The 16987-nt window shown below is 72.9% G+C and carries 14 protein-coding genes; 3 read left to right on the top strand and 11 right to left on the bottom strand.

Going from position 1 to position 16987, the window contains the following annotated elements; translation table 11 throughout:
- Positions 1-191: 191 nt before the first annotated feature.
- The 8 genes from ACGFNH_RS21615 to pdhA form a co-directional block, all read right to left on the bottom strand.
- Positions 192-983 (bottom strand): hypothetical protein, encoded by a 792-nt coding sequence (locus ACGFNH_RS21615; RefSeq protein ID WP_393656035.1) that lies wholly within the window; start codon positions 981-983, stop codon positions 192-194.
- Positions 984-1231: 248 nt separating this feature from the next.
- On the bottom strand, positions 1232-2209 hold the full coding sequence (locus tag ACGFNH_RS21620; RefSeq protein ID WP_393656166.1) for an NAD(P)H-quinone oxidoreductase: 978 nt from the start codon (positions 2207-2209) through the stop codon (positions 1232-1234).
- Positions 2210-2356: 147 nt separating this feature from the next.
- On the bottom strand, positions 2357-3433 hold the full coding sequence (locus ACGFNH_RS21625; RefSeq protein WP_393656037.1) for a potassium channel family protein: 1077 nt from the start codon (positions 3431-3433) through the stop codon (positions 2357-2359).
- Positions 3430-5823 carry a molybdopterin-binding protein gene (locus ACGFNH_RS21630; protein ID WP_393656039.1) on the bottom strand — a complete coding sequence of 798 codons (2394 nt, stop codon included), beginning with the start codon at positions 5821-5823 and terminating at the stop codon, positions 3430-3432. Before ACGFNH_RS21630 ends, ACGFNH_RS21625 begins: the two co-directional genes overlap by 4 nt.
- On the bottom strand, positions 5820-6953 hold the full coding sequence (locus ACGFNH_RS21635; protein ID WP_393656041.1) for a DUF6457 domain-containing protein: 1134 nt from the start codon (positions 6951-6953) through the stop codon (positions 5820-5822). Before ACGFNH_RS21635 ends, ACGFNH_RS21630 begins: the two co-directional genes overlap by 4 nt.
- Before the next feature lie 111 nt (positions 6954-7064).
- Entirely contained in the window at positions 7065-8579 is a 1515-nt protein-coding gene (locus tag ACGFNH_RS21640; protein ID WP_393656043.1) for a dihydrolipoamide acetyltransferase family protein, read from the bottom strand.
- Positions 8579-9631: an alpha-ketoacid dehydrogenase subunit beta gene (locus tag ACGFNH_RS21645; protein ID WP_393656045.1), complete on the bottom strand. Its 1053-nt coding sequence runs from the start codon at positions 9629-9631 to the stop codon at positions 8579-8581. Before ACGFNH_RS21645 ends, ACGFNH_RS21640 begins: the two co-directional genes overlap by 1 nt.
- Positions 9628-10785, bottom strand: coding sequence for a pyruvate dehydrogenase (acetyl-transferring) E1 component subunit alpha (gene pdhA / locus ACGFNH_RS21650; RefSeq protein ID WP_393656047.1), 1158 nt, complete (start codon positions 10783-10785; stop codon positions 9628-9630). The genes ACGFNH_RS21645 and pdhA overlap by 4 nt, the downstream gene beginning before the upstream one ends.
- 198 nt (positions 10786-10983) lie before the next feature.
- Here pdhA and ACGFNH_RS21655 point away from each other — a divergent pair, with 198 nt between their 5' ends.
- Positions 10984-11472, top strand: a complete 489-nt coding sequence (locus ACGFNH_RS21655) for an Lrp/AsnC family transcriptional regulator (RefSeq protein ID WP_393656049.1) — start codon at positions 10984-10986, stop codon at positions 11470-11472.
- A 113-nt stretch (positions 11473-11585) separates the two neighbouring features.
- On the top strand, positions 11586-11999 hold the full coding sequence (locus ACGFNH_RS21660) for a VOC family protein (protein ID WP_393656051.1): 414 nt from the start codon (positions 11586-11588) through the stop codon (positions 11997-11999).
- 221 nt (positions 12000-12220) lie between these two features.
- Here the strand turns inward: ACGFNH_RS21660 and ACGFNH_RS21665 are convergent, their stop codons facing one another.
- Positions 12221-12823, bottom strand: coding sequence for a TetR/AcrR family transcriptional regulator (locus tag ACGFNH_RS21665; protein WP_393656053.1), 603 nt, complete (start codon positions 12821-12823; stop codon positions 12221-12223).
- Positions 12820-14337, bottom strand: coding sequence for a 3-hydroxyacyl-CoA dehydrogenase (locus ACGFNH_RS21670; protein WP_393656055.1), 1518 nt, complete (start codon positions 14335-14337; stop codon positions 12820-12822). Before ACGFNH_RS21670 ends, ACGFNH_RS21665 begins: the two co-directional genes overlap by 4 nt.
- Positions 14338-14460: 123 nt before the next feature.
- Between ACGFNH_RS21670 and paaN the strand changes: the two genes are divergently transcribed.
- Positions 14461-16143 carry a phenylacetic acid degradation protein PaaN gene (paaN, locus tag ACGFNH_RS21675; protein WP_393656057.1) on the top strand — a complete coding sequence of 561 codons (1683 nt, stop codon included), beginning with the start codon at positions 14461-14463 and terminating at the stop codon, positions 16141-16143.
- Positions 16144-16194: 51 nt separating this feature from the next.
- Here the strand turns inward: paaN and ACGFNH_RS21680 are convergent, their stop codons facing one another.
- Complete coding sequence (locus tag ACGFNH_RS21680) at positions 16195-16983, bottom strand: TrmH family RNA methyltransferase (protein ID WP_393656168.1); 789 nt, start codon at positions 16981-16983, stop codon at positions 16195-16197.
- Between the last annotated feature and the right edge of the window lie 4 nt (positions 16984-16987).

Raw genomic sequence — 16987 nt, forward strand, 5'->3', positions numbered from 1 at the left:
GCACGCCGGGACGCGGTGCCTGGGGCTGGGAACGGGGCGCTGGGGAGTTGGAGGACGGGCGGAAGTCTCGGCGCAGGCGAAGGGCGGACGCCGGGGGCCGGACCCCGGCCTGGGGGCGGGTGGGACCTCAGTGCCGGGGAGGAACGGGACATAAACGGGGGGGGCGGGACTCCGGCGGCGCCGGGAGGACCTCAGCGCTGCCGCAGCCGGATGCCGATGTACGCGAGGCCGAGGCCCATCAGCGCCAGCCCCGTACCGATCGGCAGCACGCGCAGCATGCGCCCGGTGGGATGCGCCGACTGCTCTCCGCGCTCGTCGGCGACGGCGGTGCCGCTGCCGGGCGTCTCGTCGGACGACGGGTCGACGGGCGGCACAGCGACGTCGGTCCACTCGGATTCCGGTTCCGGGGCCTCCGGTTCGTACGGCAGTGGGGGCCGCCACGCGCCCGGCAGCTCGCTGTCGTCGTCGGGCGGGGGCTCGTCGGGCCCCGGGGTCGCGTCCGGCGGGCGCGGAGCATCGGACGGGGGGCGGGGAACGCGGGTGGGGGCATCGGACGGTGCTCCCGAGGGGACACCCGCGCCGGGCGGGGCATCGGGGTCGCGGGGTTCACGGGGTGCGTCCGGCTCTCCGTCGCCGGGCCGGGAAGGCCGGGACGGCTCGCCGGGGTCGGTGGGGGAGACGGCTTCGGGGGCGCGCCCCGGCTTCTCCCGGCCCTGACCTGCGCGACGCCCGGCGTACGGCCCGCTCCGGTCGTCATCCGCCCTGGTCACACGGGGCGGGGAGTCCCGGGACGAGCCGGGCAGAAGGAGGGGGGCGCCGGAAGGGCCCGTCGAGTGAATCCGCGGGAGCTGGGCGGCGACGGCGCCGGTTCCGCGGCCCGTGAGGAACGACGTCTGATCGCGGGCGAACACGGTGGGGGACGAGAGCATCGCGGCCCCCACCAGGAGCCCTATGGCGAGTCGCGAGCGCAGCGCTGAGGCCACGGCAGTGACCCCCTCCCGTACCGAGCGGTCAGGGTGACCATCCGATGCAGTGTTCAGAGTCACATGTCGGATGAAATCCGGCATCTCGGACGGGAGTCGGGGTCGAGGTCGAAGGGGTCGGGGTTGGGGGTTGAGGTCGGGTCGGGGTCGGGGCCGGGACGGCGGGAGTGCGACATCGGGCCATCCCGCGCATAAGGCCGTGCCCACGGCGTCGACCCGTGCCCACGGCGCCGGACCCCGGCTGCGCGTCAGACCGTGAGCAGGATCTTCCCGACATGGACGCTGCTCTCCAGCACCCGGTGCGCCTCGGCCGCGTCCCGCATCGGGACCGTACGGTCCACCACCGGCTTCACCCTCCCGGTTGCGAACTGCGGCCAGACGTGCTCGCGCACCGCCGCCACGATCGCCGCCTTCTCCGGCAGCGGCCGCCCGCGCAGCGAGGTGGCGGTCACCGCGCCGCGCTTCGCCAGCAGCGCGCCCAGGTCCAGTTCGCCCTTGCGACCTCCCTGCAGCCCGATGACGGCGATCCGGCCGTTCACGGCGAGCGCCTTCACGTTCTGCCCGAGGTACTTCGCCCCGATGATGTCGAGGACGACGTCCGCCCCGGCGCCGTCCGTGGCGTTGCGGATCTCCTGGACGAAGTCCTGCTCGCGATAGTCGATGAGGATGTCCGCACCCAACTCGCGGCAGCGCTCGAGCTTCTCCGGACCGCCCGCCGTCACCGCGACCTTGGCGCCCACGGCCTTCGCGAGCTGGATCGCCATCGTGCCGATGCCGCTTGCGCCGCCGTGCACCAGCAGCGTCTCGCCCGGCCGGAGATGGGCGACCATGAACACGTTGGACCACACCGTGCACGCCGCTTCCGGCAGCGCGGCAGCCGAGACCGGGTCCACGCCCTCCGGCACCGGCAGCAACTGGCCGGCGGGAACCACGACTTTCTCCGCATAGCCGCCGCCCGAGAGCAGTGCGCACACCTCGTCGCCGACGGACCAGCCGGATACGTGCGGGCCGAGGGCGGCGATCCGGCCGGAACACTCCAGGCCGGGATACGGGGACGAACCGGGCGGCGGGTCGTAGAAACCCTGGCGCTGGAGCACGTCGGCGCGGTTGACGGCACTCGCCGCGACCTCGACGAGGACCTCGCCCTCGCCGGGTACGGGATCCGGGACCTCGGCCCACACCAGGGCCTCGGGTCCTCCGGGTTCGGGAATGGTGATCGCGTGCATAGGCATGGCCGCGAGGCTACTCCGCCTGCCCGGCCGAGCCCCGCGGCCGTACCGCGGCCGCACAGGGGCCGTTACAGGGGCCGTTACAGGGGCCGTTACAGGGGCCGTACCGGAATCGTGCTGGGCCACGACGGGCGGGGCGCGCGACTACTCCGGGTGCCGTTCCGTGCCGTTGCCCGCCGGATTGGCGCGGATGACGGCGATGAGACGGTCGGTGGCCTGGAGCGGGCTGGCCTTCGGATCGTCGAAGCCGAGAAGCCGGTGCCCGCGCAGGACGGAGACGACGAGGTCGTCCACCTCCCGTACGGAGCGGCCGACTTCGGCCTTCACCACAGGGCGTTCGATCACGTCCAGTCCGCTGCCCTGGTGGATCAGATCCTCCAGCACGACGACGGAGCTGGGGCTGACGACGGACAGGCCGAGGAGGCGGCCGGCGGCGCTGGAGCTGGTGATCACGGCATCGGCACCGGACTGGCGCAGCAGCGGGGCGTTCTCCTCCTCACGCACCGCGGCGACGATCTTCGCGCCGCGATTGAGCTGACGGGCGGTCAGCGTCACCAGCACGGCGGTGTCGTCCCGCTGCGTGGCGATGATGACCTTGCCGGCGCGTTGCGCCTCCGCACGCTTGAGGACCTCGCTGCGGGTGCCGTCGCCGACGACGCCCACGAAACCCTCAGCGCTGGCCGCGTCGATGACCTTCTGACTCGGGTCGACGACGACGACCCTCTCCTTGGACAGCCCCTTGGCCATCAAGGTCAGCACGGCGGAGCGGCCCTTGGTGCCGAAGCCGACGACGACGGTGTGATCGCGCAAGGCGGACCTCCAGCGGTTCAGTCGCCACTGCTCGCGGGTTCGCTCGGTGAGGACCTCGAGTGTGGTTCCGACCAGGATGATCAGGAAAAGGACGCGCAGGGGCGTGATGAGCAGAACGTTGACGAGCCGTGCGCCCTCGCCGTACGGGACGATGTCGCCGTAACCGGTGGTGGAGAGCGTGACGGTCGCGTAGTAGAGGCAGTCGAGGAGGTCGACGCTGTTGTCGGCATTGTCGTGGTACTCGTCGCGCTCGGCGTACACGATGAACACCGTCGTCAGCAGGACCACGAGGGCCATCAGCAGTCGGCGGGCGACCTGGTGGAGCGGTCCGACGACCGAACGGCGGGGAAGCTGGACGCGTCCGGTGGTCTCCGGGGACCTGGCGGCGGCGTCCTGGCTGGGCAACTTCATCGGGCTGGGCCTCCGTCGCGCGGTCCAGGGGCGGGGGCGGGTCCGGGGCCGGTTCCCTGACCAGGTCCGTGGCCGGGTCCGTGGGTCCCGCTGTCGGCCGTCGCGGGGCTGATCGGACCGGCGGACAAAGGGTGTTCGGCGGACCACGGGAGGTCGAGGAACGCGACCGCGTCCCCCGGCTCCGCGCCGCCGGGCGGGATGACGGCCAGCCCGTCGGCGTTCGCGATCCCCCGGAGCATGGCCGGTCCGGTGAAGTGCAGCGGTACGGCGCGCCCGGCCCGGAGGGCGACGGGCACGAGCCGGGTGTCGTACGGATGTCCGTGCACGGCTTGAGTGACGCCGACGGTGGTGGTGTTGGTTGCGACGGTCGCCGGGTGGGGCGGGGGAGGCGGCTGGAACGGCGAGCGGGGTGCGCCGACCGCCGTTCCGATTCCCTCGGCTGCGGCCCCGGTTGCCGTGCCCGACGTGTTCCGTCCCGCGAGCGTCCGCAGGAGCGGTTCGGCGAGCGTCAGCAGCCCCGAGACGGCGGCGAGCGGGTTGCCGGGGAGACCGACGAGATGCCGTCCGGGCGCGAGCCTGGCGAGCAGCATGGGATGGCCCGGCCGTACGGCGACCCCGTCGACGAGCAGGTCGGCCCCCGCACGGCGCAGGATCGGGTGCACGTGATCGACAGGTCCGGCCGCGGTGCCGCCTGTGGTGACGACGACATCGGCGGTGGAGGCGGTGACCGCCCGGTGCAGCACGTCGGCCTCGTCGCGCAGGTGGCGGATCCCGGTCACCTCGGCGCCGAGCGCGCCGAGCCACGGGCCGAGCATCGGCCCGAGCGCGTCGCGGATCCGGCCGTCGCGCGGCAGACCCGCGTCGAGCAACTCGTCGCCGAGGACGAGGATTTCCACTCGCGGGCGCGGGAACGTCCGCGCCTCGTCATAGCCCGCGGCGGCCGCGAGGCCGAGGACGGCGGGGGTGATGACCGACCCGGCGGGCATCAGCCCGTCCCCGCTGCGGCACTCCTGCCCGCGGGGGCGGATGTCCTGCCCGGGCGCGACGGGCCCGCGGCCGGGGAGTACGTGGAGCCAGGCGTCATACGGGCGTTGGTGCCCGGCCGCGAGCGCCTCGCTGTGCGGGATCTCGCCCTGTGGGGTCTCGGAGCGCGGGTTCTCGGGGCGACGGGTCTCGGGGCGCGGGTCGGGGGAGCTCGGGTCGCCGGAGCTCAGGTCGGCGGAGCTCAGGTCGGCGGAGCTCAGGTCGGCGGAGCTCAGGTCCGGGGTGCTCGCGTCCGGGACGCTCGGGTCGGGGGAACCGGAGCGGCTCCCGGACGCACGGTGCGGGGTCCGCACCTCCCCGTGCTCGCTGCGCAGCACAGCCGTCGTACCGGCCGGGACGCGGGCGCCGGTCGCGATACGGACGGCATGGCCGTCGGGCAGCGGCGCGGGTCCGTCGTGCCCGGCGAGGATGCCGAGCCCCGGGTCCCCCGGGTCCGTCGGGTGCGCGGGGCCCGCCGGGTGGTCGGGGTCCGCTGGGTGGTCGGGGTCAGTGGTCCCGGTGCCCCCGGGGATCCGCCAGGGCCCCGGCCCGGCAACGGCCCATCCGTCCATGGCGGACGTGTCGAACGGCGGCAGATCGGTCAGGGCCACCAACGGCTCGGCCAGGACGTGGCCCAGCGCGTCGCCCAGCCGCCTTACGAGCGCGGGCAGCGGACCGGCCGCCGCCTGTGCGGCGATGTCCCTCGCCTCGTGCCAGGTCGTGGCCCGGTGGACATGACCGGAACCCTTGCCGGACGACGGCGCTGCGCGGGCGCGCCCCGAGCCGGAGAGCCGCTGCTCCACTGCTTCGTGGTCGTAGACGTCGAACGAGGGATCGTCATCCGAAGTACCGCTCCGGTCGGGCCCGTTGGCCCCATCGGATGCCCGGGATCCGCCCGCCCGGCCGGTGGCACGGTGCGGTGACGGCGAGTCGGTGGCGCCGGCAAGGCGCGTCCCCGATCGGGCGCCGGATGCGCTTCCGGTGGAGGCGGGACCGGTTGTGCGGCGGGCGTGAACGCCCGGAACGGCCGCGGTGGACGGGCCGCGGTGTCGTTCGTTGGCGATGGCCAGCGCGTCGTCGACCTCGAGAGCGTCGTCGACCTCGATCGTGTCGTCGGCGCCGAAGGGGTCGTCGGCGCCGGGCCCGCCCTCCGTCCCGGGGGTATCGCCGGTGCCGGAAGCGCCACCGGCTCGTGGCGCGCCACCGGCCGCGGCTGTCCCGTCGTGCACGGCGGAAGCCGGCCTGTCGTGCACGGCGGAGGCGATGTCGTCCCGGCGAACGGCGCGGCCGCGGCCGCGCGGACGGCCGTCGAAGGCCGGTCGCTCCACGTCCGCGAACAGGTCGCGGTCCCCGCCCGGTTCCGTCATCCCGTCGTCTTCTCCGGACCGCCGGCCGGTCCGTCGCCTGCCTCCTCGGCCCAGCGCGCGGCCAGCGCCGCGGCCTTGCGGGCGGCGGCGGCCACCTCGTCGGGGCTGCCACCGGCCCGGGCCGCCGCGTAGCCCACCAGGAAGGTGGTGAGCGGCGCCGCGGGCCTGGCCACGCCGTGCGCGGCATCGCGCGCGAGATCCAGAAGGAGACCGGTGTCGACATCCAGCTCGATGCCGAGGTCGGCCTTGACTGCGGCAATCCATTCGTCCAGCACGTTTCCATGCTCCCTGATACGGGCCCTGGCCGCGGCGACGTCCTCCCAGGTGTCGCAGTCGAAGGAGGCGGCGGCGTCGTGGCCGGGCAGGCGGTGAAGGGTGAGTTCGGAGGTGAGCAGGCGGAGGGGGAGATGGGCGAGGCTGCCGTGTTCGGCGGCGAGAAGGGCGAGTTCACGGCACAGGGGCTCGGTGCGGTATGCGGCGACGAGCGGCTGGTCGCGCCCGTCGGCATCGACGAGGACGACTCCTTCGACCGGTCGCCCATCGTGTCCTTCGGCCGGTCCCCCGTCGTGCGCGCCGCTCCCCCTGCCCGTGGCGCCCCGGCTCCCCGCGCCGTCCTGGCTCCGCGCACTGCCCGCGCCGTCCTGGCTCCGCGCACTGCCGGGGCCGCCCGCACTGGCAGGACTGCCGGGGCCGCCCGCACTACCGGGGCTGCCGGTACGGCCTGCCCCCTCACCCGGGCCTGCCCCCTCAAGCGGTGCGACGGCAGATGCATCGGCCCCGGTGCGCACGGGGCGGTCGAGTTCCGCGAGCAGTACCCGGACCGTGTCCGCCGAGAGGAACGGCAGATCGGCGGAGAGCGCGAGCACGACCGGTGCGGTCACCTGCCGGAGCCCCGCGTCGAGTGCGGCCAGCGGTCCGGCACCCGGCGGTTCCTCACGGGCCCAGCGCACGGCTCGTACGGTCGGCCGCCGGGAGCCGACCACGACCGTGACGGCCGCGTCCGCGCATGCGCCCAGCACCCGGTCCAGGAGCGGGCGCCCGCCGACGCTCAGGCCGGGCTTGTCGGCGCCGCCCAGCCGTTTGGCGGCGCCCCCGGCCAGCACCACGGCGTCGTACGCATGCGCAGTCATGCCCCTGAGTATGGCCGGGATGATCCGGAGGCAGTCCCGGGGGTGCCGGAGGTTTCCCGGGAGAACGCCGGTGCCCCCCGGCGCCTCCCGGTCATCCCGGGTGAACTCGGGTCACACCGTGCGCAGCAGCACCGCCGGCTGCTCGACGCAGTCGGCGACGTAGCGCAGGAAGCCTCCGGCCGTGCCGCCGTCGCACACCCGGTGATCGAAGGTGAACGACAGCTGGACGACCCGTCGCACCGCCAACTCGCCCTGGTGCACCCACGGCTTGGGCACGATCCGGCCGACGCCGAGCATCGCCGCCTCGGGGTGGTTGACGATCGGTGTGGAGCCGTCGACGCCGAACACGCCGTAGTTGTTGAGCGTGAACGTGCCGCCGGTCAGATCGCCGGGCGTGAGAGTGCCCGTCCTCGCGGCCTCGGTCAGCCGGGCGAACTCCTCGGTCAGCTCCACCGCACTACGGGCATGGGCGTCGCGTACGACCGGCACGACCAGGCCGCGCTCGGTCTGCGCCGCGAACCCGAGGTGCACGGCGGGCAGCCGTACGATCTCGCGCGCCTCGGTGTCGACCGTGGAGTTCAGCTCGGGGTAGCGCTCGAGCGCGGCGGTGCAGATGCGGGCCAGCAGCGCGAGCAGCGACACCTTGGTTCCGCCGGAGGCGTTCATCGCCGCCCGGGCTGCCATCAGTTCGGTGGCGTCGGCGTCGACCCAGCACGTCGCGTCGGGGATCTCCCGCCGGCTCCTGGCGAGCTTGTCGGCGACAGCGCCCCGCACCCCGCGCAGCGGGATGCGCTCCGCGCCCACGGCTCCCGCGAGTCCGCGAGCCTGCCGTTCCGCGGAGGGCGCGGAGGGGAGGGAACCGGCCCCGGTCGTCCCCTCGGAGGCGTACGGGGCGGCCACCGCGTCGGCGGCCGCGGCCATCTCACGGGCTGCCTGCTCGACATCGGCGCGAAGGATCAGGCCCTCGGGCCCGGATCCCCTCACAGCCTGCAGGTCGATGCCGTGTTCGCGCGCGATCCGCCGTACGAGCGGCGAGATGACGGCGACGGGCCCGCCCGCGGGCTGCTGCACGCCGCCCGTGTCCCCGTTTCGCCGGTCCTCACCGGGGTCGACGGGGCGGGTGGTCGCGGAAGCCTGCGCCGAGGCCCGCGGCGCGGTCGTGGGACCACGGCCCGCGGATGCGCTCGCCGCTGACGCGCCGCCCGGGGCATGGCCGGCCGCGGGGCCGGAGAACCCGCCCGACGGGCGGACGCGGCGGCGCCGTGCGGCGGGTGCGCCCGTGCCGTAGCCGACGAGGACGTTCCCCGACGTCTCCTCGGCAGGGGCGTCGTTCGCCGCGGGGGCCGCGGGCTCGATGTCCTGCGCGGCCCCCGCGGAGTCCGCTCCCACTGCGACGGTCAACAGCGGGGCCCCGACGGGCAGTTCCTTCCCTTCCTCACCGAAGCGCGCGGTGACCACGCCCCCGTAGGGACACGGCACCTCCACCGCCGCCTTGGCCGTCTCGACCTCCACGACCGGCTGGTCGACAGCCACCACATCGCCCACCTGCACCAGCCAGCGGACGATCTCGGCCTCGGTCAGCCCCTCTCCGAGGTCCGGCAGCAGGAACTCCCGCACCACAGCCATCAGCGCGCGCCTCCCGCCTCGGTCCAGTCGGCCTCCCACTGGAGCCGCGCCACCGCGTCGAGGATGCGGTCCACACCGGGCAGATGGTGCCTCTCCAGCATCGGCGGCGGGTACGGGATGTCGAACCCGGCGACGCGCAGCACGGGAGCCTCCAGATGGTGGAAACACCGCTCCGTCACCCGGGCGGCGATCTCCCCTCCGGGGCCGCCGAAGCCGGTGGACTCGTGCACCACGACCGCCCGGCCCGTCCTGCGGACGGACTCGCAGACGGTGGCGTCGTCGAACGGCACGAGGCTCCGCAGGTCCAGCACTTCGAGGTCCCAGCCCTCGGCCTGCGCCGCCTCCGCGGCCTCCAGGCACACGGGCACCGAGGGCCCGTACGTGATGAGCGTGGCGCTGCGGCCGGTGCGGCGGACCACGGCCTGCCCGATGGGCGCCACCTCCTCCGGCTCCTCGGGCGACCAGTCGGCCTTGGACCAGTAGAGCCGCTTGGGCTCGAGGAAGATCACAGGGTCGTCGGAGGCGATCGAGGCGCGCAGCAGTCCGTAGGCGTCGGCGACCGTCGCCGGGGCGACGACATGGAGGCCGGGCGTCGCCATGTAGTACGCCTCGGAGGAGTCGCTGTGGTGCTCGACGCCGCCGATGCCGCCGCCGTAGGGCACGCGGACGGTGATGGGCAGCGGCATCGCGCCCCTGGTGCGGTTGCGCATCCGCGAGACATGGCTGATGAGCTGCTCGAACGCGGGATAGGCGAAGGCGTCGAACTGCATCTCGACGACGGGCCGCAGCCCGTACATCGCCATGCCGACGGCGCTCCCGAGGATTCCGGCCTCCGCCAGGGGGGTGTCCGTGCAGCGGTCCTCGCCGAACTCCTTGGTCAGGCCGTCAGTGATCCGGAAGACGCCGCCGAGGGCGCCGACGTCCTCGCCGAGGATGTGCACGGACGGGTCCTCGGCCATGGAGTCGCGCAGCGCCCGGCCGAGGGCCTGCGCCATGGTGGCGGGCTTGCGCACGGGGGCGGCCTGCCCCGCGGTCGCTGGTGCGGTGGTCACTGCCCGGCCTTCCCTTCACCCTCGTCGTGCTCGTCGTGCGCCGCGTCCAGTTCGGCACGGAGCTGCTCCGCCTGCTCGCGGAGCTGGGCCGTCCGCTCGGCGTAGACGTGCGAGAACAGGTCCATCGGGTCCAGCACCGGGTCCTCGTTCATCCGCTCCCGCAGGTCGGCGGCCATCTTCTCGGCGGAGTCGCGCGCGGACTCGACAGTGGCGTCGTCCAGCAGCCCACGGGCGCGCATCTCGCGCTCCAGAAGGGCTATCGGGTCGTGCCGGCGCCACTCCTCGACCTCGGAGTCGGTGCGGTAGCGAGTGGCGTCGTCGGCGTTGGTGTGCGCCTCGATCCGGTAGGTGACGGCCTCCACCAGCGTCGGGCCTCCGCCGCTGCGCGCCCGGCGCACCGCCTCGCCGAGCACCTGGTGGACCGCCACCGCGTCATTGCCGTCGACGAGCCGGCCCGGCATGCCGTACCCGACCGCCTTGTGGGCGAGGGAGGGGGCCGCCGTCTGCTTGGCCAGCGGCACGGAGATCGCGAAGCCGTTGTTCTGGACGAGGAAGACGACGGGCGCCTGCCACACGGCGGCGAAGTTCAGCGCCTCGTGGAAGTCGCCCTCGCTGGTGCCGCCGTCGCCGACCAAGGCGAGCGCGACGACGTCGTCACCCTTGAGGCGGGCGGCGTGGGCGAGGCCGACGGCGTGCGGGAGCTGGGTGGCCAGCGGCGTGGACAGCGGGGCGACCCGGTGCTCACGGGGGTCGTAGCCGGTGTGCCAGTCACCGCGCAGCAGGGTGAGCGCCTGTACGGGGTCCAGGCCGCGCGCCACAGCGGCGAGCGTGTCCCGGTAGCTGGGGAAGAGCCAGTCCTGGTCGTCGAGGACGAGCGCCGCGGCGACCTCGCACGCCTCCTGGCCCGTGCTCGACGGGTAGACCGCCAACCGTCCCTGCCGTGTGAGCGCCGTCGCCTGCGTGTTGTACCTCCGGCCGCGCACCAGCTCGGCGTACAGCCGCCGGAGCAGCGCGGGGTCGGCGTCCCGTGCGGCGGGGGTCCCCAGCATGCGGTACGGCTCCGCGTCCGGCAGCAGCGGCGCGGGGTCGACCCGGGGCCGCCAGGAGGGCGGCGGGGCGGGGTGGTACGACCCCGGCTGTTCGAGGACCGTCATATCGAGCACCTCCTGGAGATCCCATGCCGGTGGGACGGGACGGGCAGGCTTCCGGTGGACGCGGTGTGGTGGGCGTCTCACCTACCGATTGTTCGGTCGTCGGCACATTTTGGCTACAGGCGGACCCAGCCTGTGGACAAACGGTTCTCCACAGCCTGAGATGAAGACAGGACGTCCATATCGGGGAGGCAGAGCGGGATGACAGCTGAACGGATGGCCGAAGAACGCAGGGTTCCACCGGCACGCCCCCTCGATGCGATCGACCGCACGATCCTCGCCATGCTGCGTACGGACGGACGCGCGTCGATACGCTCCGTGGCCGAACGCGTCCATGTCTCGCGCGCCAACGCCTACGCCCGCATCAACCGCCTGATCGAGGACGGCGTGATCCGCGGCTTCGGCGCCAGGGTCGACCAGGAACGCGCAGGTCAGGGCGCATCCGCCTACATCACTCTCAAGATCGTGCAGAACTCCTGGCGCACCGTGCGCGAGCAGCTCCAGGCACTGCCGGGAGCCGCCCACATCGCCCTGGTCAGCGGCGACTTCGACGTCCTGTTGCTGGTCCATACCGAGGACAACCGGGCGCTGCGCGAGCTGGTGCTCACGCGCATCCAGTCGATACCGGAGGTGCTGAGCACGCGCACGCTCCTGGTGTTCGAGGAGACGGATCTCTGGCCGGAGGAGTGAACCGCCGGCAGCGATGAGTTCCGCCCCGCCGCGCCGTCTATCTCTCCGAAGACCCCGAGCACACACCAGCACGCGCCGCGCGGCGAGAACTCGCGGCGAGGAGAGAGGCCACTATGTCCACGAAGATCTTCGTCAACCTGCCGGTGAAGGACCTCCCCAGGTCGAAGGACTTCTTCACCAAGATCGGCTTCTCGTTCAACCCGCAGTTCGAGGACGAGAACGCGGCCTGCATGGTCATCACCGACGACATCTACGCGATGCTGCTCGTCGAGCCCTTCTTCAAGACCTGGATCGGCAAGAAGGAGATCGCCGACGCCACGACCACTTCGGAGGCCCTGGTGGCCCTGAGCTTCGACAGCAGGGAGCAGGTCGACGAGCTGGTCACCAAGGCGCTGGCCTCGGGCGGCCAGGAGATCGGCGAGGTCAACGACCAGGGCTTCATGTACGGGCGCAGCTTCCAGGACCTGGACGGGCACATCTGGGAGGGCATCTTCATGGACATGAGCGCGATGCCGGCCGAGGCCTGAGCGCCCCGACGGCCGAACGGGCACCACCCGAAAGCCGCCCCCTCGCCGCAAGTGCTGCGCACCGCCCGTACGTCGGGGCGGTGCGCGGTGCCTTCCCGGGGCGCTTGTGCTCCATCGAGGGCGCCTCAGGTGCATACGCCGCGCCTCAGGGGTACGCGCGGCGTCTTGAGGAGGGCGCCCCGTCTTGAGGAGGTGCGCCCGCCTCGCTGTCGCCCGGCGCCTCAGGAGGTGCGCAGGCCCGCGAAGGCCATCCGGACGACCGCCTCCGCGACCTCGTCCCCGTCCTCGTCCTGGTGCCCCTCGTGGCCGGCCTGCGGCCGGTACCACTCCACGATCGAGTTGATCATTCCGAAGAGCAGCCGGGTCGCGAGCCGTACGTCGACGTCGCTCCGCAGGTCCCCGTCCGCCGCCGCCCGCTTGAGCAGTTCGGCCACCTGCTGGTCGAACTCGCGCCGTCGCTCCATCGCCCATCGCTCGGTGTCGGTGTTGCCGCGCACACGCAGCAGCAGCGTCACGTAGGGCAGTTCCGTCATCAGCACCTCGGCCGTCCGCCGCGTCACGTGCTGGAGCCGGTCGATGGCACGGCCCTGCTTGGCAGCGGGCTCCTCGAGGATCCCGAACAGCCCGTCCAGAGCGCGCGATATCGCGAGCCGGAGCAGCTCTTCCTTGCCGCGGACGTGGTGGTAGATGGACGACTTGGAGATCCCGGCGGCGCGGGAGAGGTGCTCCATCGACGTGCCGTCGTAGCCACGCTCGTTGAAGACCTCGACGGCGACCGCGAGCAGCGATTCGGGCGTGTACGTATCACGCTTGGCCATGGTCATGAGGTGAGCAGCTCCCGTTCGGCGGCCGCACGGCGGCGGATCATCTGGGACGGGGCGTAGCGGCTGCCGGAGTACGCGCTCTGCAGGTTCTCCAGCACCATCCGCACCCACCCGGGCCCGAGGTCGTCCCCCCACTGGAGCGGGCCACGGGGGTAGTTCACACCGAGCCGCATGGCGGTGTCGACGTCCTGCGGGCCCGCCACCCCGCGCGCGACGGCGTCGGCGGCGAAGTCCACGAGCATGGCGACCGTACGGGCGACGACCATGCCGGGGACGTCGTCGATCACGCTGACCTGCTTGCCCAGGGACTGGAAGAGCCCCACGGCCGCTTGCAGGGATTCGGGCGGGGCGGTGTCCGCGGAGGCGAGGGCGATGCGGCCGGCGGTGCGGTAGTCCAGTGCCAGATCGAACCGGATGCCGCCGTCATGACCGGTTGCGAGGCATCCGTCGGTGAGCGCCAGCGGGGTCCCGCCGGGCAGCTCGATGAAGCCTCCGGAGCGACGGGGCGCGGGGTCTCGGGTGACGTCGATGCCCGCCTCGGCGATCAGCTCCGGCAGCACACGCGCGGGTCCCAGGTCGCCGCGGATCACGACCGCGTCCGGGGCCTTGCAGGGCTCGGCGGTGTGCGGCGCCGGCTTCTCCTCGCCCTCGCCGTAGCCGAACCAGCCCCGGCCCGACTTGCGCCCGTGCAGGCCCGCCTGGACCAGCCGGCGCTGGGCCATGGACGGCGTGAACTTGGGGTCCCCGGAGAAGGCTTCCCAGACCGAGCGGGTGACGGCCTCGTTCACGTCCTGGCCGATGAGGTCGGTCAGTTCGAAGGGGCCCATCCGGAAGCCGCCGCTCTCGCGCAGCACCGCGTCCAGGGTGGCGGGGTCGGCGGCCCGCTCCTCATGGAGCCGGAAGGCCTCGGCGTAGAAGGGCCGGGCGACGCGGTTGACGATGAAGCCGGGGGTGTCGGAGCACCGGACCGGGGTCTTGCCCCACGCGGCCGCGGTCTCGTACGCGCGCGTGGCCGCGGCTTCGTCCGTGGCGAACCCGCTCACCACCTCCACCAGCGGGAGGAGCGGCGCGGGATTGAAGAAGTGGAGCCCCACGACGCGACCGGGGTGACGGAGGGCGCCCGCTATCTCGGTGACGGACAGCGAGGAGGTGTTGGTGGCGAGGAGGCAGTCGTCGGCGACGACCGTCTCCAGTGCCGTGAAGAGCTGCTGCTTGGCCGCGACGTCCTCGAGGATCGCCTCGACGACGAGCCGGGCCTCGGCCAGGCCCGCGACGTCCCCGACCGGATCGAGCCGGCCGCGGGCGGAATCCCGCTCCACGGGCGTGAGCCTGCCCTTCTCCACGAGCCGGTCCAGGCGAGCCATGATCGCGTCGACCGCGGTCGACGCGCGCCCGGGAGCCACGTCGTAGAGCCGCACGGGGTGCCCGGCGACGAGCGCGACCTGGGCGATTCCCTGCCCCATCGTCCCTGTGCCGACGACGCCTACGGTTCCGGTGCGGTCGATTGGCGTCATGGCCGAGATCCTCTCGTATGCGTTGTCCACAACCCCGACAGGCCCCCTTGTACCGACCGATCGTTCGGTTACTCTAACCCTGTTGCCCTTTTCCAGCCCAGCTCAACGAGGAGTTGGTCAGTCATGGCCGCCGATCTCACCGCTGTCACGCTGATCGAGAAGCACCGTCCGACACTCGACCAGGCGCTCGAGGCGATTCGGACGCGTGCCTATTGGTCTCCCCACCCGGAGCACCCGAAGGCGTACGGCGAATCCGCGCCCGGGGACGGCCAGGCCGCCTTCGAGGCGTTGCGCGGCAAGCGGCTCGGTCTCGACCAGCCCGGCACCGACGGCTGGGTCGGGGACGAGGTGTCGCCCTACGGCCCCGAGCTGGGCGTGGAGTATCCGCACCCGGACGTCGACGTACTGCTCCCCGCGATGCGTGCGGCGATGCCCTCGTGGCGCGACGCGGGCCCCGAGGTGCGGGCGATGGTGTGCCTGGAGATCCTTTCGCGGATCAACGCGCGCACCCATGAGTTCGCCCACGCCGTCATGCACACCAGCGGCCAGGCGTTCATGATGGCGTTCCAGGCGGGCGGGCCCCACGCCCAGGACCGCGGCCTGGAGGCGGTGGCCTACGCGTATGTGGAGCAGGTCCGCACCCCGGACGCGGCGGACTGGTCCAAGCCCCAGGGCAAGCGGGACCCGATCAACCTCAGCAAGCAGTTCACCGCCGTGCCGCGCGGCATCTCGCTGCTGATCGGCTGCAACACCTTCCCGACCTGGAACGGCTACCCGGGCCTGTTCGCCTCTCTGGCGACCGGGAACGCGGTGCTGGTCAAGCCGCACCCCCGCGCGGTCCTGCCGCTGGCGCTGACCGTCGCCGTCGCCCGCGAGGTGCTGGCGGAGGCGGGCTTCGACCCCAACCTGGTCGCGCTGGCCACCGAGCGGTCCGGTGAGGGCCTGGCCAAGACGCTGGCCGTGCGGCCGGAGATCAAGATCATCGACTACACCGGCTCGACCGCCTTCGGCGACTGGCTGGAGGCCAACGCCCGCCAGGCGCAGGTCTACACCGAGAAGGCCGGTGTCAACACGGTCGTCATCGACTCCACCGACGACTACAAGGGCATGCTGGGCAACCTCGCCTTCTCGCTCTCGCTCTACAGCGGCCAGATGTGCACGACCCCGCAGAACCTGCTGATCCCGCGCGAGGGCATCGGCACCGACGCGGGCCACAAGTCGTACGACGAGGTCGTCACCGACCTGGCGGGCGCGGTGCAGGGCCTCCTCGGCGACGACGCCCGCGCCAACGCGCTGCTGGGCGCGATCGTCAACCCGCAGGTGCGGGAGCGCATCGAGTCGGCCGGAGGCATCGGCGAGGTCGCGCTGGCGTCGCGCACCGTGCAGAACCCGGAATTCCCCGAGGCCACCGTCCGTACGCCGGTGATCGTCAAGCTGGACGGCGCCAAGCCCGACGACGAGGCGGCCTACCTCTCCGAGTGCTTCGGCCCGGTGTCCTTCGCGGTGGCCATGGACTCGGCGAGCGACGCGGTGGAGCTGCTGCGCCGCACCGTCCGGGAGAAGGGCGCCATGACCGTCGGTGCGTACACGACGTCGTCCGAGGTCGAGCAGCAGGTCGAGCAGGCCTGTCTGGAGGAGTGCGCCCAGCTCTCGCTGAACCTCACCGGCGGGGTGTACGTGAACCAGACCGCCGCCTTCTCGGACTTCCACGGCTCGGGCGGCAACCCGGCGGCGAACTCGGCGCTGTGCGACGGGGCCTTCGTGGCCAACCGCTTCCGCACGGTCGAGGTGCGGCGCCCGGCCTGACGCTCCCTGGGGACTCCTCGGCTCCGCGGCCGGGGAGTCCCGCTCGGAGTCCTACGGGGACTCGAGGGGGGATTCGGCGCAGGCCTCGGGAGGGGATGCGACCGGGGACTCGATGCGGGCGTGACGGCTGATCCAGGCGTGCATCGCGATGGCGGCCGCCGCGCCGGCGTTGATCGAACGGGTCGATCCGAACTGGGCGATCGAGCACACCATGGCGGCGTGCTTCCTGGCCTCTTCTGTCAGCCCCGGACCCTCCTGCCCGAACAGCAGGACGCAGCGGCGCGGCAGTTCGGTGGTCTCCAGGGGCACGGCCCCGGGGAGGTTGTCGATCCCGATGACGGGCAGACCCTCGGCGGCCGCCCAGGTGGTCAGTTCGGCCGTGTCCGGGTGGTGGCGCACATGCTGGTACCGGTCGGTGACCATGGCGCCCCGCCGGTTCCAGCGCCGCCGCCCCACGATGTGGATCTCCTTCGCCAGAAAGGCGTTGGCGGTGCGGACGACCGAGCCGATGTTGAAGTCGTGCTCCCAGTTCTCCACGGCCACATGGAAGTCGTGGCGGCGGGTGTCGAGATCGCTGACGATCGCCTCGCGCTTCCAGTAGCGGTAGCAGTCGACGACGTTGCGGCGGTCGCCGTGCTCGAGCAGGTCGGGGTCGTAGTGGTCGCCCTCGGGCCACGGCAGGGGGTGGGGGCCGACGCCGATCTCCGCCGGGGTGTAGCCGTCGTCGTACTGAGCGACCACGGCCTTCTCGTCACCGGCACCGTCCGGACCGCTCGGACGGGACGGGCCGCTCGGACGGGACGGGCCGCTCGGGCCGACGGCACTGTTCACACCGCTCATGCTG

It is taken from the genome of Streptomyces sp. NPDC048639, assembly GCF_043199075.1.
Taxonomy (GTDB): Bacteria; Actinomycetota; Actinomycetes; order Streptomycetales; family Streptomycetaceae; genus Streptomyces.